This window comes from Dactylosporangium sp. NBC_01737 (genome assembly GCF_035963215.1).
Taxonomy (GTDB): domain Bacteria; phylum Actinomycetota; class Actinomycetes; order Mycobacteriales; family Micromonosporaceae; genus Dactylosporangium.
Genome location: NZ_CP109153.1, coordinates 9,396,116 through 9,414,695, shown reverse-complemented (window position 1 = coordinate 9,414,695; position 18,580 = coordinate 9,396,116). Strand labels below are relative to the sequence as shown.

Genomic DNA, 18,580 nt, shown 5'->3' with positions numbered 1-18,580 from the left:
TACCGACTGCTACTGTCCGCACAGTGCGCCCAGCCTGCAGACCGTTCGCGTCCACCGACCTGACGTCGTGACCGACCTCAGCAACCGCCAGAAGGCGTTGTCGGCCTGGTTGACCGGGACCTGGCTCAGCTCCGGACCCGTCGCCTGTTATGTCGGCGGATTCTCTGGTGTCGGCAAGACGACGCTGGCCCGTGCGGTCGCCGCCGAGGTCTCGGGGTTCCGCGTCGTCGAGGTCGAGGTACCGCCAGGCGAGCAATCAGGCGACGAAGTGCTTTTCCAGATCTGGGACCAGCTCCAGCCCGAGGGCACACCGCTCGAGTCGAGCCCGCAGGCGATCGCCAACGCCCTGGAGCGTCTCCTGCACGTCGAACCGGTCCTCGTCATCATCGACGAGGCGCAGCGGTTGCTGTCTCGCAACCGGACGATGAGCCGCCCGGTCTGGCCCGTGCTGCAACGACTCGCTCGACGGTCGCGTTGCCGGGGCCGGCTCCTGTTCGTCGGCAACACCGCACCCGAGGAGTTGACCTGGGAAGAGCATTTTGCGTTCCGGCTTCTGGGCCCGCTGGAGCCGGCCGAGGGCGAGCACCTGCTGACCGCCCTGATCCCTGATGGCTCAACAATCTCTCGATCCGACCTGCGCCGGGTCTCCGTCTGGTTCGGCGGCAACCCCCGAGCGCTCAGGACGACGGCGGTCCTGCTGCGGTACGAGCCGCTCGAGGACCTGGTCCAGCTCGTACCGGTCGACCTGGACCTCGACAAGGACGTCACCCTGGCGCCCGAGCTCATCGCCGCCCTCGAGCAGCAGTTCACGGAACGGACGCTCAAGCTGCTGCGGCCGGAGATGCGAAGGCGGCTGCGCGGCCTGGCCGTCCACCGCACCGGATTCGAACGGACCATGATCGACATGGTCGCTGACGGCGACACCTTCGGGATGATCACCGAGCTGATGTCGAAGTTTCACGTCGAGCTGGACCGGAAGTGGTACAGGGTGACGCCGGTGGCGCGCGAGCTGGCCCTGACTGAGCTGCGTCGCGATCCGGAGGAACTCCGGGCCGCACATGTGGCGGCCGGGCGGTACTACGCCCGCCATTTCAACGCGAAGCAGGTGTCCGGCAGGCACCTCGGCCAGCGTTACGCCGAGGCCCGCCACCATCTCGTGGCGGCCGGCGAGCAGCCCCTGCTGGATGAGATCACCGCCGGTTTCACAACGCACATCGTCAACAAGTACTCGTCGACCTCGCAAGTGCCGCAGGATGCCGAGACCATGGCGGAGATGATGGCGGAGCTCGGAGCCGTGCTGGATCGGCCGCGGTCCTGGGGAGCGCACGACTTTTATGCCCGCCTGCTCAACGCCCGCGCCGGGAAGGGTGATGCGGAACTTGCGATACAACAATGTGACTATGGGCTGAGGTTGCAACCCGGGTATGCACCGCTGTGGTTGATGAAGGTGGCAGGACTTCAGGATCTCGGCCGGTTGGAGGACGCCGTTCCTGTCGTCAACAGCGCGATTGCCGCGGTGCCGCCCACCCAGAACCTGTTCTCCCTCTATCAGGCCGGTATTGAGCTGCATATCCGCCGCCAGGATCTCGATGCTGCTGTTGCCTTGCTTAACGAGGGCATCAAGCGCGTCCCGCCTACCCAGAGCCTGTTCTCCCTCTATCAGGCCGGTATTGAGCTGCATACCCGCCGCCGGGACCTCGGTGCCGCCGTCACCCTTTCCCTGAACGGCCTGACGAGCGGGAAGATCAGGTCCGGCTACAAGATCGCGGAGTCCATCCTGTACGTGCTCCTCGGTCGCGTGGTGAACAACGACGAACGGGAAGCGGCGCTTGGGTGGTGGACCAGGGTCGACGCGGTGCTGCAGGACAGGCAGCAGGTCCTGTCCTCGATCCTCCGCCTCGCTTCGGATCACAAATGGACACAGGTGCACGCCGTCGCGCGTGCGTGGCGGGAGGCCAACGGCACGTACATTCCGCTGCTGGGGCAGGAGATCTTCGCGGCGCTATTCGCGGGAGATGTCGGGATTGCCCTCGCAGCGGCCGGCATTGTCAATCTCGAGACGGGGCGCAGCCAGCAGATGGCGTGGCTGCTCTCGCTGTGCTACGACGCCGCCGGGATGTATGAGACGGCATGGGAACTGCTCGGGACCTTCTGGGGGATTGCGCCCGCCGACGGGTCCGTCAAGCCGATCCTGGTCGACATCTGGCGCAGCGAAAATGAGGACTTCGGCCCGCGCCCGTCCTTCTTCTTCCCGGCCCTTCCGCCCTTTCTGACCGGCGGTGACAGCCCGGCTCCCGCCACCGTCGAAGCCCAGCAGCATACGGATCCGTCAGCACCGCCTCCTCGGTTGGATCCGGTCGGCCTCTCCCACGCCCCGCCGATGAACACCGCAACGGCACCGTTACATGGAAAGGCGACGATCCTGTTCCTCGCTGCCAACCCGATGGACTCCACACGGCTGGCGGTGGACCGGGAGTACCGCGAAGTCGACGCCGCACTGCGCTCGTCCGGGCTGCGCGACATCGTCGATCTTCACACAGCGTTCGCGGTGCGGGTACGGGACCTGCAGACAGCTCTGCTCCGGTACGAGCCGACGATCGTGCACTTCGCGGGTCACGGGCTGAAGTCCAAAGGCATCGTCCTGGAGGACGTGGCGACCGAGGTGACCGGGGAGGCGCTGGCCCGGCTCTTCGAGGCGATCGGCAGGAACGTGCGATTGGTCGTGCTCAACGCGTGCTGGTCACTGGAGCAGGCGCGGGCGATCGTCCCGGTGTCCGGTTGTGTCGTAGGCATGCGGCAGCGGATGTCGGATACCGCGGCGATCGAGTTCGCCCAGTCCCTGTACGAGACGCTGGCGTACGGCCGGAGCATGCAGGAGGCGTTCGGCGCGGCGGTCGCCCGGCTCGGCTTGCTGGGCCTCGGCGACGGTCCGGAGCCGGGTGACGTGTCTGGAGGCAGCGCGAACCCTCAGATGCTCCTGGCGGACGGAGTGGATGCCGGACGGCTCTGGCTGGTCGGCCCGCCGGCGTGAGCCCGCGGCCCCAAGGCCCGACATGGCTTGGGAAGGGATGCGGGCGATGCCGAGGTCCCAGCAGATCCCCTGGTGGTTCGCAGCCGGGCCCAAGGTTGCCGGTCGCACCATATTGGATGCGTTTGGTGTCACAGGCAACGCCCGGGATCGGCCGCCGGGTCCCGCCGTGGGCGGGGACGGCCGACGTGCTCGGCCGGACGCCGCTGAGCGTCAAGCTCGTCGTGGCGGTGCTCGGGCTGGTCACCAGCGCCGTGACGGTCGTGGGCGCGGCCACCGTCACCGCGTTGCGCGAGGAGCTCACCGGCCGCATCGACCGGCAGCTCGCCGACCTCGGCGACCAGGCCCGCAAGCAGATCGCCGCCGGGCACACCGAGCTGCAGTTCCCGGTACCGGAGGAGCAGAAAGCGAGCCTGAAGTTCCCCGACCTGTTCCTCATCGAGTCGCTGGACACCGACCGCAGGCTGGTCAGCTCGTTGCCGCGCCAACTGCCCGCGGACCCGCCCGACCTCAAGCGCGCCGACCTGTCCAGGACCGGGCCGTTCACGGTGCGCGGCGTGCACGGCACGATGCGGTGGCGGGTCCTCTCCGTCAGCGCGCCGGGCGGCCACCACATCGTCATCGGCGCCCAGCTGTCCGATGTGGACGGTACCGTCGGCCGGCTGGTCTGGTTCGTGCTGCTGGTCGGGCTGAGCATCGTCGCGACGGTGGCCGTCCTGGCCGTCTGGCTCATCCAGGCCAGCCTGCGGCCGCTCGCGCAGATCGAGCAGACCACGGCGGTGATCGCGGCCGGCGACCTGTCCCAGCGGGCACCCGAACTCGACCCACGCACCGAGGTCGGCCGGCTGGGCCGCGCGTTCAACCTGATGATCGAGCAGATCGAGGACGCCTTCGCGGCCCGGTCGGCGTCCGAGGCGACCGCCCGCTCGTCGGAGCAGAAGATGCGCCGGTTCGTCGCCGACGCCTCGCACGAGCTGCGCACGCCGCTCACCATCATTCGTGGGTTCGCCGAGCTGTACCGCCACGGCGCCGTCCAGGGCCAGCAGGAAACCGCCGGGCTGGTGGGGCGCATCGAGGACCAGGCCCGGCGGATGGCCGTGCTCGTCGATGAACTGCTGCTGCTGGCCCGCCTCGACCAGCAGCGCCCCCTGGCCGCGGAGCCGGTCGACCTGGTTGCGCTCGCCTCCGACGTCCTCGACGGCTTCCACGCTGTGGCGCGCGACCGACCGCTCGCGCTGGACGTCGCCACGCCGGCGCCGCTGGTCGTCACCGGCGACGAGCAACGGCTGCGCCAGGTCATCGCCAACCTCGTCGCCAACGCCCTCACGCACACAGGTGCCGACGCCGATGTGACGGTGCGGTTGTCACGCCGCCCCGGGCAGGCGGTGGTCGAGGTGACCGACACCGGGCCTGGGCTCGGCCCCGACGAGGCGCAGCACGTCTTCGAGCGGTTCTACCGCGCGGACCCGGCCCGCACCCGGACCAGCGAGAAGACCGGCACCGGACTGGGCTTGGCGATCGTCGCCGCGATCGTCGCCGCGCACGCAGGAACCGCCGAGGTCGAGAGCGACCCGGGCCGGTCCACCACCTTCCGCGTGCTGCTCCCAGCCTCTGAGCAGATCAGGTCGAGCATGAGTTCTGCGACCGGATCACGGTGATCGATGCTGGCGAGAACAGATCCACCGCGTCTGCTGCTTCTGCTTCGTCGGCTCGGGTCACTGCTGTGGTGAGGCGATAATGGCCGGGAGTGGTACGGGTACCGGCCGGATCTGCCTGCGGCGTTCGACGCGTGTCTCGCCGAGGCCGGCGACCTGCGGGTGCCGCTGCCGTCGCGGGCCGCACGGGTGTACCTCGACGTGGCGTTCTTCCATCCGTTCGCCGACGGCAACGCCCGGTCGGCGGCGCTGGCGCTGTACTTCGTCCTCGCCCGCGAGGGCGTGGTGCTGGACCAGGCGGCGTCACTGCTGATGACCGTGCGCCCAGCCGGCGAAACGCGCGGTGCCGAGGCGATGGCCAGGCACGTCGCGGCACTCGTCGAGCGGACCCGCCGCCATGCCCGGTCAACGGGCTGACGGCGGCAAGGGTTACCACACGTAGGGGATGAGTCGGACGCGGCCGGCCGCAAACTCCCGGTAGCGGTCGCCCAGTGCGGCGGTCAGGGCGCGCTCCTCGATCCGGAGGCGGTGGATCAGGGCGATCAGCACCAAGCCGGTCGCACCCACGGCACCGACCCAGTTTCCCAGCATCAGGCCGCCGCCCGCGATGGCGAGCAGCAGGCCGGTGTAGCTCGGGTGTCGCAAAACCCTGTACGGACCGCGTTCCACCACCGGCTGGTCCTCACTGGTCTGCACCACCACCGTGAAGTAGCGCCCCAGGGTCGCAAACGACCACCAGCGCAGCAGCAGGCCGGACCACCCGATCGCCGCCCCGAGCGCGAACGGCCACATACCACCGCCGATCACGGCACCCGGGGCGGCATCTCGACCGGCGGGCAACAGCAGGATCGCACCGAAGAACATCGCTCTGAACACGATCTCCGCGCGCATGTTGACGTGCGTCGCGCCTCGGCGCAGGCGGAGCGCCTGTGAGAGCTCGCCCGCGGCGAAGGCACCGACGCTGGCGAGGAAGACGACACGCGCCGTATGCGAGACCTCTTCGTACGGCACGGGCACGCCGCGAGTATCACCGAACCACGTCGCCGCACACAACCGGAACGCCGGCAGGGTCCGTCAGGTCGGTTCGACGGGCAGCCACAGCTCGCAGGTCGCGGTGCTGAAGTCGGCCGCGCGCTCCAGGATCGTGACGATCGAGGGGCCTGGCCGCAGCCGCCACGGGTTGGAGGGGAACCATTCGGTCGCGGTGGCGGCCCAGGTCTGCTGCAGCGTCTGCGGGAAGGGGCCGGCGGTGCGGAAGATCGCCCATGTGCCGGCCGGTACCTCGATGGCGTGGAGGTCCTCGGGGGCCGGCGTGTCCTGGGAGACGGCGACCCCGTGCACGTAGGTCAATGGGCTGCCCTCGGTGCCGTCGGGATCGACGTCGTCGCTGATCTGCAGCAGGCCCGCCGGTTCGGTGTTGCTGAGGGTCTTCAGCCGGACATGCTCCTCCTGCGGCAGCGCGGTGATGAGGTGCTGGATGTGCGGGTTGATGCCGTGGTGGATCAGTGGGACCCGGGCTGCGTGTCCGACGAGCCGGAATGCGGGGCGGTCTGCGATGCGGGTGTCCATGGGGATGCTCCCTTCGACGGTCAGGCGGAACCTGATCTGCGGTTGTGTGCGAAGAGGGCCTCCGTCGCGGCGTACGTCACCGGGGTTGGCGCCGTGGACCGCCCGGAACGCGCGTCCGAACGCCTCGGTCGAGCCGTATCCGTGCCGGACGGCGATGCTCAGCAGATCGTCCTCACCCCGCACGACGGCGGCGGCCGCGACGGTCATGCGCCGCCGGCGCACGTACTCCGACAGCGGCATGCCGGCCAGCGACGAGAACATCCGGCGCAGGTGGTATTCGGTCGTGCCGAGCGTCCTGGCCAGTCCGCTCACGTCGAGCTCGTCCGTGAGGTGCTGCTCGACGAGGTCGACGAGCCGGTTGAGTGCCGAGATCATTGGCCCTCCTTTCAACGTCAACCCTGGCCGAAGGTGCCCGGCCCGCGCCCGACCGCTGTGGTCCGATCCGATCATCTGCCTGGAGGTGAGGGACCAGGGAGGTCAGGGCCGCCGGGCCGCCCGGTTCCAGATCGCGCCGTCACCGGCAACGTGCAGGAGTTGCGCGCCGATGCGCTGTCGAGGCGTGGCGGCAACGGGTCACCGATGCGGCCCGGCCGCTCCGATGACGGGCTGCGGTCCGATGACGGCGAGCAGTTGGAGCTTGTCGTAGCTTTCGGTGCCGGGGACCGCGGTGTACACCAGCAGCGAATGTGACTGGTCGGGGTCGAGCAGCGCCTGGCAGGCGAGGTCGAGGACGCCGAGCTCCGGGTGCACGAAGCAGAAGGTGGCGACCTCTTCGCGGCGCAGGCCGGTGGTCCTGCGGCGCTGGCCGCGGGGGAGACCGACGTCCTCGGGTTGCATGGACTCCCGGCGGCGGCGCAGGAACCCGGCGAGACCGGCCCGATCAATCACGCTGCGTCCTCCCTCCGCCTCCGCCTCCGTCCCGTTCTACCACCGGCGCCGGGTCGCAGCCACGGACTGTTGATCCCCCTCACCAGGGTCAACCTGGGATCGAGAGGCCGTGGTTATCCCCGCGGATCAGCCGCAACCTGAGAGCACATCCGGTGACGGAACCGATCCGCGGACACTGAGGAGCACCACATGGCACGCAGGCAACCGGACATCAACGTTCCCGACCTCTCCGGGAAGCTCGCCGTGGTCACCGGCGCCAGCGACGGCGTGGGACTGGGCCTGGCTGCCCGCCTCGCCGCCGCCGGCGCCGAGGTCGTGATGCCCGTCCGCAATCCCGGCAAGGGCGAAGCGGCGATGGCGAAGATCAGGCAGCGGTACCCGGAGGCCGCCCTGTCCCTGCGAGCGCTCGACCTGTCGTCGCTGGACTCGGTCGCCGCGCTCGGCGCCACGCTGCGCGGCGAGAACCGTCCGATCCACATCCTGATCAACAACGCCGGGGTCATGACGCCACCGGACCGGCAGACGACCGCCGACGGGTACGAGCTGCAGTTCGGCAGCAACCACCTCGGTCATTTCGCGCTCGTCGGTCACCTGCTGCCGCTGCTGCGGGCCGGGCGGGCGCGGGTGACCTCCCAGCTCAGCGTCGCCGCGAACGAGAACGCCATCAACTGGGACGACCTGAACTGGGAGCGGTCCTACCACGGCCGCCGCGCGTACAGCCAGTCCAAGATCGCGTTCGGCCTGTTCGGGCTCGAACTGGACCGGCGCAGCCGGGCCGGCGGCTGGGGCATCACCAGCAACATCGCCCACCCCGGCGTCGCACCCACCAGCCTGCTCGCCGCACGCCCCGAGATGGGCCGGGCCAAGGATACCGCCGGCGTGCGCGTCATCCGCGTGCTCTCCCGTCGCGGCATTCTCCTTGGTACGGTCGAGACGGCGTTGTTGCCGGCCCTGCTCGCTGCCACCTCCCCGGACGCGTCCGGCGGCCGCTTCTACGGTCCGAGCGGGCTCGGGCACCTGTCCGGCGCGCCCGCCGAGCAGGCCGTGTACTCCCGGCTGCGCAGTGAGGACGACGCCAGGCGGATCTGGCAGCTCTCCGAAGATCTCACCCACACCTCCTTCCCGGGTGCGCTGTCGATGACCGAGATGAGGGGCGACGTGCGATGATGCGGTCGTAGAGACGGGAGCGGAGATGGCAACGCTGGACGGGTTCGCCGCGCTGGCGGCGAAGGAACGTGGCCTGGTCGTCGTGTCGACGCTGCGGGCCGACGGCACCATCCAGGCGTCGGTCGTCAACGCCGGCGTGCTGCCGCACCCGCTCACCGGCGCCCCGGCGCTCGGCTTCGTCACGTACGGCAAGGTCAAGCTGGGCAACCTGCGGGTGCGTCCCCAGCTGAGCGTGACGATCCGCTCCGGCTGGACCTGGTCCACCGTCGAGGGCACGGCCACGCTCATCGGCCCCGACGACCCGGCGCCGGGCATCGACGCCGAGGACCTGCGGCTCCTGCTGCGCGAGGTCTTCACCGCCGCGGGCGGCACCCACGACGACTGGGACGAATACGACCGCGTCATGGCCGAGCAGCGCCGCACGGCCGTCCTGCTCGCCCCGGCCCGCATCTACGGCAGCTGAGCGCCGCGCTGCCGGCGTCCGTCGTGCTTGACGTATATCCGTCGCGGATATAGTTTCGAGTCATGGCAAACAGCAGGGAGGGCGGACCCCTCACCCCTGCGGTGCTGCACATCCTGCTCGCGCTCTCGACCCAGGACCGCCACGGTTACGGGATCATGAAGCAGGTCGAATCCGACTCCGGCGGGAAGGTCCGGATGGGGCCGGGGACGTTGTACGGCTCGATCCGCCGGATGACCGAAGCGGGCCTGATCTGCGAGAGCGACAAGAAGATCGACCCGAACCTGGACGATGAGCGCCGCGTCTACTACAGCATCACCGCGCCCGGTCAACAGACGCTCGCGGCGGAGCTGCAGCGATACCGGCAGGTCGTGGCGGTCGCCCACGAGCGGTTCCTGCTGCCCGGGCCGGCGGGTATCTAGCCGTGGACGGACAGGCACGATATCGGCGCTGGTACCGCATGCTGCTCGGGCTCTATCCGAGGTCCTACCGCGACCGCTTCGCTGAAAGCATGGAGCAGACGTTCACCGACCTCTGCCGTGAACGGGCCGGAGCCAAGGGCCACGGGCATGGCGCGTTCATCCTCTGGATGTTCATCGAGACGTTCGCCGGCATCGTCCGGGAGCGCGCGACACACCTTGCGAGGTTGGCCATGACCAGGAATGCAACCGACGTCTTCAGGCTCGTCAAGTACCTTGCGCTGGCCGCCGCCGGCCTGCTGGTGGCCGGGATCGTCACGGTCATGGTGCTGGCCCGCGGCACAGGGGAGGACATCACCGGCGTCGTGGCGCCGGCGTTGCTGCTCACAGTGCTGTCGGTGGTGGCCGCCGTCGTCGCGGCCATCCTGCAGGGCACGAGCGGTCGCCGCCGGCACAACGCGGGCGACGACCTGGCCGGCTGAGGCCGCACGCTACTCGCAGCCGTCGAACGCGTCGGTGATGCGGGGCGGCTGCGGTGCGGCGGTGAGGTCGCCGATGTCGAGCCCGTCGCGGCGCAGCAGCTCCTGCAGCTGGCTCGTGGTGCACCAGCGTTCGGTGCCGTGCGGGTCGACCTCATGTTCCAGCGGCAGCGCTGGGTGGAGGCCGACAAGCGGAGTCTCAACAACGTCTGGCACGCGGTCGTCCACTCGGACGGGCGCATCCTCGACGCCGAGTCCCTGATCCACTTCTACAACCTCATCTACCACTTCATGCCGATGCTGATCGCGGCCGTCGAGCTCGGCTGGCTGCTGACCGAGCCGGGCACGCCCCTGCCCGCACACGCCGTGGAGACGGTGACCCGGCGGACCCGGCGAGCCGAGGAGGACCGGGTGCGCCTCATGGAGACGGTCAACAACCGGATCCGCGACCTGATCGGTGGCGGCGTCGCGCGCCGCCAGCACATCGAAGCCGTCCGGGCTGCGTCGCAGGGCGACCGGCGCAGGGGTGGAAAGCCTGGTGACGCGCCTCATCACCCAGCGCATGTTCTACCCGCGCGTCTGCCACGCCGACCTCGTCCGTGAGGTCACCGGGGGCGTATACGAAGCTCGGCATCACCGGCCGCGAGGAGCTCGCCGGACTGCTACGAGGAACCGGATTTTCCACCATGACACGCGTGAAGTGGCGTGTGAGGCCGCGGAGCGGGCAGGCGCCGCCCGGCGGCGGTGAAAGGGTGGTCTCGTGGTGAGACTGCCTGACGTCGGCCACGCGGCCCGAAACACAACGGCAATCTGAGGAAGCGACACCCACCCAGGTGTCGCTTCTTCGTTTGACCGGAAACGATCAAGCATCGCCCCCCACGTCCCACCGTGGGTGCCTTCGCCGTGCCCGACAGGTTCGATGCCGGTCCGCCCCGGCGTCGCATCGGGCATCAGCAGAAAGAGGCAGTACCTTTGAGCCACGCACGCACCACCAGGGCGACCGTGCCGACCGTCCGGCAGGCGATGGACGGCGGGGTGCGCCCTAGACGCCTGCACCACGTGTTCGAGGCCGCGTGCGACCGCACTCCCACCGCCGTCGCGCTCGAGTGCGACGGCGAGCGCCTCACCTACCGGGAGCTCGACGAACGCGCCAACAGCCTCGCCCACCAGCTGCGTGACCTCGGGATCAGCGGCGGCGCGCGGACCGCGATCCTGCTGCAGCGCTCGGTCGCCACGTACGTGGCGTTGCTCGCCGTCGGCAAGGCCGGCGGCGCGTTCGTGCCGATCGATCCGGAGTCACCCGCGGACCGGGTCGCCTACATCGTCAAGGACTCCGGCATCGCGCTGGTGCTGACGTCGGCGGATCTCGCCGACCGCGCCGACGGGCTGCCCTGTCCGGTGCTGATCGCCGACGAGGTGACCGGCACCGTGCAGCACCGGCCGGCGCTGGATGCCGCCGCCGACCCCGCCGCCTACGTGATCTACACGTCGGGCTCCAGCGGCCGGCCGAAGGGCGTGGAGGTGGCGCAGTCCAGCATCTGCAACTTCCTCGACGTCGTGCCGCAGCTGTACGACGTGCGCCCCGGCGACCGGGTCTACCAGGGCATGACGATCGCGTTCGACTTCTCGATCGAGGAGATCTGGCCGACGTGGTCGGTCGGCGCGACCCTCGTCGCGGGGCCGACGGACTCGCGGCGCTTCGGCGGGGAGCTCGCCGACTTCCTCGACACGGCCCACATCACCGTCCTGTACTGCGTGCCGACCCTGCTCGCCACGATCCCCCGGGAGCTGCCCCGCATCCGCAACCTCCTCGTCGGCGGCGAGGCCTGCCCGGCGCAGCTGGTGGAGCGGTGGAGCAGACCCGGCCGGCGCATCCTGAACACGTACGGTCCGACGGAGGCGACCGTCACCGCGACCTGGTGCGAGCTGCTGCCGGGGCGGATCGTCACCATCGGCCGGCCGCTGCCGACGTACTCCGTGGTGCTGCTGGACGAGCAGCGCCAGGTGGTCCCCGACGGTGAGATCGGCGAGATCTGCATCGGCGGGCCCGGCGTGGCCCGCGGTTACGTGGGGCGACCGGAGCTGACCGCGGACCGGTTCATCGAGCACCCGCTGGCGCAGGCCGGGTTCCGGCTGTACCGCACCGGCGACCTCGGCCGGCTCACCGCCGACGGCGAGATCGAATACCTGGGCCGCGCCGACGCCGAGGTGAAGATCCGCGGGCACCGGGTGGACCTCGGCGAGATCGAGAACGTCCTCCTGGAGGACCAGGGCGTCACCGAGGCGGTCGCGGCGCTCGTCGCGGTGTCCGACGCGCCGGACGCACCCCGGGAGCTCGCCGGGTACGTCGTGCGCCCGCACGGGAGCGACGAGCCCGCCGAGGAACTGGTCCGCCGCCTGTACGAGCAGCTGCAGGAGCGCCTGCCCGGCTACATGGTGCCCGCGTACCTCGACGTCGTCGACGCGCTGCCGGCCATGCCGAGCGGCAAGGTGGACCGCAGGCAGCTGCCGACCCCGGTCAACCGGCGGCCCGCCGGGGGGCTGCACGTCGCCGCCGACGGGACGCTGGAGGAGCAGGTTTGCGCGGTGTGGGCCGAGGCGTTCGGCCTGCCACCGGAGTCGCTGTCGGTCGAGGCGCACTTCTTCGACGACCTCGGCGGGCACTCGCTGCTCGCCGCGCGGGTCGTGTCGATGCTGCGGGCCCGCAACGTGGGTGCCGGCGCGGCCGTGCGCGACCTGTACGGCCACCCGACCGTGCGCGGCATGGCCCGGCGGCTGCGCGAGTCCGATGCGGCCGGCGGGCTGACCGCGCCGCCCCGCCCGGCGCCGCTGCGCCACGACAGCCGGCGGATCGCGGCCGCCGGCGCGGGGCAGGCACTGGTCCTCTACCTGCTGGTGCTGCTCGTCACGCTGCCGGTGTCCTACGTGTACACCTGGAACAACGGCTACGTGTCGGTCGAGGTCCTGATGCAGCTGATGATGGCGATCCTGATCAGCTACCTCGGCGTGCGCTGGGTCGTGCCGGTCGTGCTCGCCCGGCCCGTCGCCGCCGGCATCAAGCCCGGCCGGTACCGGTTATGGAGCCCGACCTACGTGCGGCTCTGGACCCTGGACCTGGTGCTGGCGATCGGGCCGATGGCCGTGCTCAGCGGCTCGCCGCTCATGGCCGGATACCTGCGGCTGCTCGGCGCCCGCACCGGCGCGCGCACCACCATCGCGACCAGCTCGATCAGCCTGCCCACGCTCGTCGACATCGGCGCCGACGCCACCGTCGGCTACGGCGTGTCGATGCGGCCGTGGCGGGTCGAGGACGGCTGGGTCGTGGTCGAACCGATCACGGTCGCGCGGCACGCGTTCGTGGGCGCGAACGTCGTGCTCGAACCGGGCTCGAGGGTCGGGGCGGGCGCCGCCCTCGGCGAGCAGTCCGTGCTCACCCAGGGTGAGGCGGTGCCGCCGGGCGCGCGCTGGGCCGGCTCCGGCGGCGCCGGTCGCCGCGCTCGGCCCGACCGTCGAGGTCATGCTCGGCTCGACGGGCCGCGGCCTCGGCCGGGGCTGGCACCCGAAGCATCTGGCCGCCGCCGTGGCCGGCGTCGTCGGCCTGGAACTGTGCGCCATCGCGACGATCGTGCCCAGCGTGGTCCTCGTGTGGTGGGCGCTGCTGCAGTGGGGGCTGCTGGCCGGCCTGGCCGCGACGGTACCCGCCGGGCCGCTGTACGTACTGACCACCTGCGTGGTGGTGGCGCTCGGCAAACGCGCCGTGCTGCGGCACGCGCCCGTCGGCATCCACCCGGCCCGCTCGGGCCTCGGCATCCGCAAATGGATCACGGACAAGCTCCTGGAGTTCAGCCTGCTGTTCACCAACTCGCTGTACTCGACGCTGTACACCGTGCCGTGGCTGCGGCTGCTCGGCGCGCGCGTCGGCCGCGGCGCCGAGGTCTCCACCGCCGCGCACCTGGACCCGGACCTGCTGACCCTGGACCCGGACAGCTTCGTCGCCGACATGGCCAGCGTCGGCGCCGCCACGTTCGCCAACGGCCGGATGGCGTTGCTGCCGACCAAGGTCGGGCACCGGGCGTTCGTCGGCAACGCCGCGTTCGTGCCCGCCGGCACGACCCTGGGCGCCGGCAGCCTCGTCGGCGTGCAGACCCTGCCGCCGGACGACCACGTTCCCGAGGGCACGTCGTGGCTCGGGTCGCCGGCGATGCACCTGCCGCTGCGGCAGAGCAGCGGTACGTTCAGCGAGGAGCAGACGTTCCGGCCGCCACGCAAGCTGGTCGCGCACCGCCTCGCGGTCGAGTTCGCCCGGGCGACCGCGCCCGCCTCGCTGCTCGGCATGAGCGTCTACCTGTACCTGTGGGTGCTGTCCACGCTCGCCCGCGGCCGGGACCTGCCGGTGCCGGCGCTGGCCTCACCGCTGGTCGTCATGGCGGCGTGCGCCGCGGTCATCGGGTGCTGCGCGGCGACCAAACGCAGCATCATCGGCACCTACCGGCCGCGGGTCGAGCCGCTGTGGAGCACGTTCGTGCGGCGCACCGAGTTCGTCACCGGCATGTACGAGGCCGCCGCGATCCCGGCCGGCGTCGGGATGCTCGTCGGCACGCCGTTCCTGCCGCCGGTGCTGCGCTGGTTCGGTGCCCGCATCGGCCGGCGCACCTGGATCGGCACCACGTACCTCACCGAGTTCGACCTGGTCGAGATCGGCGACGACGCCGCGGTCGGTGCCGAGGTGTCGCTGCAGACCCACCTGTTCGAGGACCGGGTGATGAAGATGTCCGTCGTCACCGTCGGCGCCGGCGCCACCATCGGCACCCGGGCGGTCGTGCTGTACGACGCGGTCGTCGGCGACGACGTGTCGCTCGGCTCGCTGTCGCTGCTGATGAAGGGCGAGCACCTCACGCCCGGCAGCCGATGGCGGGGCATCCCCGCGCAGGGCATCACCACCCGCCAGAGCAAGACGGCGATCGCCGCCTGACCTCTCCCGTCTGTCCGTCAGAGTTCCACCACACAACAAGGAGCGCACCACCCGGTGAACACCGAACTGCTGGTATCCGACACCGCGCACTTCCGCATCGACTACGAGATCAACCCCTACATGCACACCGAGCTGCAGCCCGACGCAGCGGCAGCGACGGCCGAGCACGCGGCGATCGTCGCGGCGCACCTCGCGGCCGGGCGCCGCGTCGAGCACGTGGCCTCCGCCCCGGAGTGCCCGGACATGGTCTTCACCGCGAACGCCGCGGTGGTCCGCGGCGACCGGGCCGTGCTGGGCTTCCCGCCGCCGGAACGCAAGGCCGAGATCTCGTACTTCCAGGAGTGGCTGGTCGACCGCGGCTTCGACGTCCTCGAGGCGCCCTACCCGTTCAGCGGCCAGGGCGACGCCCTCGCCTGCGGCGACCTGCTGTTCGCCGGCTACGGGCAGCGCACCGACCAGCGCATGCACCGCGTCCTCGCCGAGGAGCTCGGCTACGACGTGGTGCCGCTGCGCACCGTCGGCCCCCGCTGGTACGACCTCGACCTGGCGATCGCCGTCGTGGAACCCCCGTACACCCTCGCCTACTGCCCGCAAGCCCTGGACGAACCCAGCCTCAGGCGCCTGCACGGGCTCGGACTGGAACTCATCGAGGTCGGACTGGACGAGGCGACCCGGCTCGCGCTCAACCTGATCAGCGACGGCCGAACCGTCACCATGACCCGCGGCGCGCCGAAGCTCGCCGCCGCGCTGCGCGACCGCGGCCTGCGCGTCGTCGAACTCGACACCACCCAGCTCGCCAAGGGCGGCGGTGGCGTGCGGTGCACCGCCCTCACACTGGACAACCCGCCACCACGGGGGTCGCGGTGACCGCATCCCGGCTGCCGGGCGCCGACCGCATGACCGCGGCGGCGTCCCAGGTGCCGTCGACCCTGCCCGGCTGGGAGGACGCCGAGCCTCTCGTCGCGCTGGTGTACCGGGGACCGGCGTCCTCGCCCGGCTGCCCCGAGGCGGTGGCCGCCCTGCTGCGCGCCAGCCGCTGGGGCTTTGACGTGCGCTACGTCGGCCCCGGCGAGAACACGCAGGTCTCCACGCTCGCCCTCACCGGCGCGGCCGTGTACGCCCAACCCGGCGGCGGCCTGCTCTCCCACGGCTACCAGCACCTGCGCCGGCACCGCACCGCGATCCGCGAGTTCGTCCACGCCGGCGGCAGGTACCTCGGGTTCTGCCTCGGCGGGTACCTCGCCGGCGCCACCCCCGGCTTCGGCCTGCTGCCGGGGGACACCGACCAGTACATCGCCTCCGCCGCGGCCACCGTCGCCTCGGCGGACGACACCCTCGTCGAGGTCGCGTGGCGGGGCAGCACCCGGACGCTGTTCTTCCAGGACGGCCCGTACTTCTGGGTGCGGCCCAGCGCGGACGCGACCGTCGTCGCCACGTATCCCAACGGCAAGGTCGCCGCGCTGGTCGTCGGCTTCGGGCAGGGCCGCGTCGGGGTCGTCGGCCCGCACCCGGAGGCGACCGGCGACTGGTACGCCGACGCCGGGCTGCGCGTCGACCGGCTCGGCGTCGACCTGGGTCTCGACCTGGTGGATGCGGTGATGACCGCATGACACAGCTCGCGCTGGGCGCCGCGCCCGCACACCCCGGTGACGGCACGGCGCCGGCCGCGGCACCGCCGAAACGGGCACGGCTGGCCGGGGTCGACGCGGCCCGGGGCGTGTCGCTGCTCGGCATGATCAGCCTGCACGCGCTGTACGAGGCCGACGCCGCCGGCAACCCGACCTGGTCGGCGCTGGTGTTCAGCGGGCGGGCCGCGGCCGCGTTCGCGTTGCTCTCCGGGGTCAGCATCGCGTTCGCGACCGGCCGTCGCCAGGTCCCCGCCGCCGACCTCCGCCCGGTGGCCGCGATGATCGCGGTGCGGGCCCTGGCCATCGGCGTGATCGGGTTCCTGCTGTGCAGCGCCGACACCGTCCTGGACGCGGTGATCCTGCCGTACTTCGCGGTGGTGTTCCTGCTGGCGATCCCGCTGGTGTTCCTGCGGACCTGGGTCGTCGCGGCGATCGGCGTGCTGCTGGCGACGGCCGGGCCGGTGGCCGACCACGTGCTGCTGCCACGGCTGCCGGATCCGGTCCTGGGCAACCCGACGTTCGGGCGGCTCGTCGAGGACCCGGCCGGGATGCTCACCGAGTTGACGCTGACCGGCTTCTATCCGTCGCCGACGTGGCTGGCGTACATCTCCGCCGGCATCGTCATCGGCCGGCTGGACCTGACGAAGGTGCGGGTCGCCGCAGTGCTGCTGGCCGGCGGGACGGCGCTGGCCGTCTGGGCGAACGCGATCTCGGCGCTGCTGCTGTACCGCTTCGGCGGGCTGGGACACATCTGGGCCGCGCAGCCGGGCAGTGGACTGACGGAGGCCGAGACGACGGAGCTGCTCAGGTTCGGCGGCGACGGCAACACGCCGACGTCGACGTGGTGGTGGCTGGCGATCGACGCCCCGCACACCGGCACGCCGTTCGACATCCTGGGCGCGGCCGGTTGCGCGGTCGCGGTGCTGGGTCTGCTGCTGCTCGCCGGTCACGTCCGGCACCGGGTGCTGGGTCCACTGTGCACGGTCGTGCTGGTGCCGCTCGCTGCGGCCGGGAGCATGACCCTGACGTTCTACTCCGCGCACATCCTGTTCATCAACTCCGAGTTCGACACGTATAGCGCCGCCGGCGGCTGCCTCGTCCAGGTCATCGGTGCGGTGCTGATCGCCCTTGCGGTGCGGGGCACGGTCGGCCGCGGTCCGCTGGAGGCGGCGGTCACCGCGCTCGCCACCCGCGCCCGCCGGTGGGCCGCGTCGCGCGTCCCGGCCCAGGCGGACGCGCCCGCGCCGGCCGCGCTGCGTCAGGCGGTGCCGCGTTCCGTGGCGACGCGCCCGGTGCTGCACGGCGAGGTCGTGCAGGGCGACGTCGTGCAGGGCGAGGTCGTGCCGGTGCGGCCACCGGCGCCCCGGCGCCCGCACCGGCCGGACGGCAGCCGTCGCCGCATCGCCCAGCGCCGGGCGCGGCCCGACATCGGGGACGGCGGCGGCACCGGGGAGAGCACCGGGACCGGGCAGGGCAGCGGCGCCGGGCAGGGCAGCGGCCCGTGAACCGGCACCGGCGGGCAGGGCGGCGGCCCGTGAACCGGCGGCGGGTGCTGCTCGGCGCGGGCGCCGCCGGCGTCCTCGCCGCGCTCGGCGGCATGGCCGGCGTCGGCTACGCCGTGCTGTCCGGGGACGACCGGCCCCTCGCCCTCGTCTACCGGGGCCCGGCGGCCTGCGCAGGCTGCTCGGAGGCGGTGGCGGCGCTGCTGCGCGGCACCCCCGGCGGGTTCCGCACCGAGTTCTGTGGCCCCGGCGAGAACCTCAAGGTCTCGGCCGCCGCCCTCGCCGGGGCCGCCGTGTACGCGCAGCCCGGCGGCGGCGACGTACGCCAGGCGTGGCGCCGCGTGCGCGGGTACGCCGACGACGTCCGCACCTTCGTCCACAACGGAGGGCACTACCTCGGGTTCTGCCTGGGCGCCTACCTCGCCGGCCCCGACCCCGGCTTCGGCCTGCTGGACGGGGTCGGCGTCGAGGGGTACATCTACAGCGCCGAGGCCCGCGTCCGCGACGCCGACGACACCGTCATCGGCGTCGACTGGCGCGGGCGGCGGCGGCACATGTACTTCCAGGACGGTGCGCTGTTCCGCCCGCGCGCCGGTGCGGCGGCCACCGTCCTGGCCAGGTACGACACCGGCGGCGTCGCGGCCGTCATCACCGGCTACGGCGCCGGGCGGGTCGGCCTGGTCGGCCCCCACCCGGAGGCCGACCCGTCGTGGTACGCCGACTCCGGTCTCACCAACCCGGACGGCATCCGGTACGACCTCGGCCACGACCTGATCGAGAGCACCCTGCGCGGCGGCTGACCGCCGCGTGCAC

18 protein-coding genes and 1 pseudogene are annotated in these 18,580 nt (G+C 71.6%); 14 read left to right on the top strand and 5 right to left on the bottom strand.

Features of this window, described 5'->3' with window-relative positions; translation table 11 throughout:
* Positions 1-67 precede the first annotated feature (67 nt).
* The 3 genes from OHA72_RS43010 to OHA72_RS43000 all read left to right on the top strand — a co-directional run bounded on the left by OHA72_RS43010 (position 68) and on the right by OHA72_RS43000 (position 5,100).
* Positions 68-3,031: an AAA family ATPase gene (locus tag OHA72_RS43010; RefSeq protein WP_327001854.1), complete on the top strand. Its 2,964-nt coding sequence runs from the start codon at positions 68-70 to the stop codon at positions 3,029-3,031.
* 185 nt (positions 3,032-3,216) lie between these two features.
* Entirely contained in the window at positions 3,217-4,686 is a 1,470-nt protein-coding gene (locus OHA72_RS43005) for a sensor histidine kinase (protein ID WP_327011772.1), read from the top strand.
* 159 nt (positions 4,687-4,845) lie between these two features.
* On the top strand, positions 4,846-5,100 hold the full coding sequence (locus OHA72_RS43000) for a Fic family protein (RefSeq protein ID WP_327001853.1): 255 nt from the start codon (positions 4,846-4,848) through the stop codon (positions 5,098-5,100).
* A gap of 12 nt (positions 5,101-5,112) precedes the next feature.
* Here OHA72_RS43000 and OHA72_RS42995 read toward each other — a convergent pair whose 3' ends face one another.
* The 3 genes from OHA72_RS42995 to OHA72_RS42985 all read right to left on the bottom strand — a co-directional run bounded on the left by OHA72_RS42995 (position 5,113) and on the right by OHA72_RS42985 (position 7,140).
* Positions 5,113-5,700, bottom strand: coding sequence for a methyltransferase family protein (locus OHA72_RS42995; RefSeq protein WP_327001852.1), 588 nt, complete (start codon positions 5,698-5,700; stop codon positions 5,113-5,115).
* 57 nt (positions 5,701-5,757) lie between these two features.
* Entirely contained in the window at positions 5,758-6,627 is an 870-nt protein-coding gene (locus tag OHA72_RS42990; RefSeq protein ID WP_327001851.1) for an AraC family transcriptional regulator, read from the bottom strand.
* Positions 6,628-6,825: 198 nt separating this feature from the next.
* Positions 6,826-7,140 (bottom strand): MmyB family transcriptional regulator, encoded by a 315-nt coding sequence (locus tag OHA72_RS42985; RefSeq protein WP_327001850.1) that lies wholly within the window; start codon positions 7,138-7,140, stop codon positions 6,826-6,828.
* 189 nt (positions 7,141-7,329) lie between these two features.
* On the opposite strand from OHA72_RS42985, the gene OHA72_RS42980 reads away from it, so the two are divergent.
* From OHA72_RS42980 to OHA72_RS42965, 4 genes are all read left to right on the top strand, one after another.
* Positions 7,330-8,307, top strand: a complete 978-nt coding sequence (locus OHA72_RS42980; RefSeq protein ID WP_327001849.1) for an SDR family oxidoreductase — start codon at positions 7,330-7,332, stop codon at positions 8,305-8,307.
* Positions 8,308-8,332: 25 nt separating this feature from the next.
* Positions 8,333-8,770, top strand: a complete 438-nt coding sequence (locus OHA72_RS42975; RefSeq protein WP_327001848.1) for a TIGR03618 family F420-dependent PPOX class oxidoreductase — start codon at positions 8,333-8,335, stop codon at positions 8,768-8,770.
* 62 nt (positions 8,771-8,832) lie between these two features.
* Positions 8,833-9,189 (top strand): PadR family transcriptional regulator, encoded by a 357-nt coding sequence (locus OHA72_RS42970; RefSeq protein WP_327001847.1) that lies wholly within the window; start codon positions 8,833-8,835, stop codon positions 9,187-9,189.
* A gap of 2 nt (positions 9,190-9,191) precedes the next feature.
* The gene (locus OHA72_RS42965) at positions 9,192-9,668 is read left to right on the top strand and encodes a hypothetical protein (protein WP_327001846.1); all 477 of its coding nucleotides are present in this window, start codon (positions 9,192-9,194) and stop codon (positions 9,666-9,668) included.
* Between the two features lie 9 nt (positions 9,669-9,677).
* Here the strand turns inward: OHA72_RS42965 and OHA72_RS42960 are convergent, their stop codons facing one another.
* Positions 9,678-9,881 (bottom strand): hypothetical protein, encoded by a 204-nt coding sequence (locus OHA72_RS42960; RefSeq protein WP_327001845.1) that lies wholly within the window; start codon positions 9,879-9,881, stop codon positions 9,678-9,680.
* On the opposite strand from OHA72_RS42960, the gene OHA72_RS42955 reads away from it, so the two are divergent.
* On the top strand, positions 9,843-10,268 hold the full coding sequence (locus tag OHA72_RS42955; RefSeq protein WP_327001844.1) for a hypothetical protein: 426 nt from the start codon (positions 9,843-9,845) through the stop codon (positions 10,266-10,268). The two genes, OHA72_RS42960 and OHA72_RS42955, sit on opposite strands and share 39 nt — an antisense overlap.
* A 420-nt stretch (positions 10,269-10,688) precedes the next feature.
* Positions 10,689-12,383 (top strand): annotated as a pseudogene (locus OHA72_RS42950) (non-ribosomal peptide synthetase); the annotation flags it as partial.
* A gap of 371 nt (positions 12,384-12,754) precedes the next feature.
* Here the strand turns inward: OHA72_RS42950 and OHA72_RS42945 are convergent.
* Entirely contained in the window at positions 12,755-12,919 is a 165-nt protein-coding gene (locus OHA72_RS42945) for a hypothetical protein (RefSeq protein WP_327001843.1), read from the bottom strand.
* Positions 12,920-13,182: 263 nt separating this feature from the next.
* On the opposite strand from OHA72_RS42945, the gene OHA72_RS42940 reads away from it, so the two are divergent.
* The 5 genes from OHA72_RS42940 to OHA72_RS42920 are packed head-to-tail and all read left to right on the top strand — an operon-like array spanning position 13,183 to position 18,567.
* On the top strand, positions 13,183-14,637 hold the full coding sequence (locus tag OHA72_RS42940; protein WP_327001842.1) for a hypothetical protein: 1,455 nt from the start codon (positions 13,183-13,185) through the stop codon (positions 14,635-14,637).
* Positions 14,638-14,691: 54 nt separating this feature from the next.
* On the top strand, positions 14,692-15,504 hold the full coding sequence (locus OHA72_RS42935; RefSeq protein ID WP_327001841.1) for a dimethylarginine dimethylaminohydrolase family protein: 813 nt from the start codon (positions 14,692-14,694) through the stop codon (positions 15,502-15,504).
* The gene (locus OHA72_RS42930) at positions 15,501-16,247 is read left to right on the top strand and encodes a BPL-N domain-containing protein (protein ID WP_327011771.1); all 747 of its coding nucleotides are present in this window, start codon (positions 15,501-15,503) and stop codon (positions 16,245-16,247) included. The genes OHA72_RS42935 and OHA72_RS42930 overlap by 4 nt, the downstream gene beginning before the upstream one ends.
* A complete protein-coding gene (locus OHA72_RS42925; protein ID WP_327001840.1) occupies positions 16,244-17,770 on the top strand; it encodes a heparan-alpha-glucosaminide N-acetyltransferase domain-containing protein in 1,527 nt (508 codons plus the stop codon). Before OHA72_RS42930 ends, OHA72_RS42925 begins: the two co-directional genes overlap by 4 nt.
* Before the next feature lie 29 nt (positions 17,771-17,799).
* A complete protein-coding gene (locus OHA72_RS42920; RefSeq protein ID WP_327001839.1) occupies positions 17,800-18,567 on the top strand; it encodes a BPL-N domain-containing protein in 768 nt (255 codons plus the stop codon).
* Positions 18,568-18,580 lie beyond the last annotated feature (13 nt).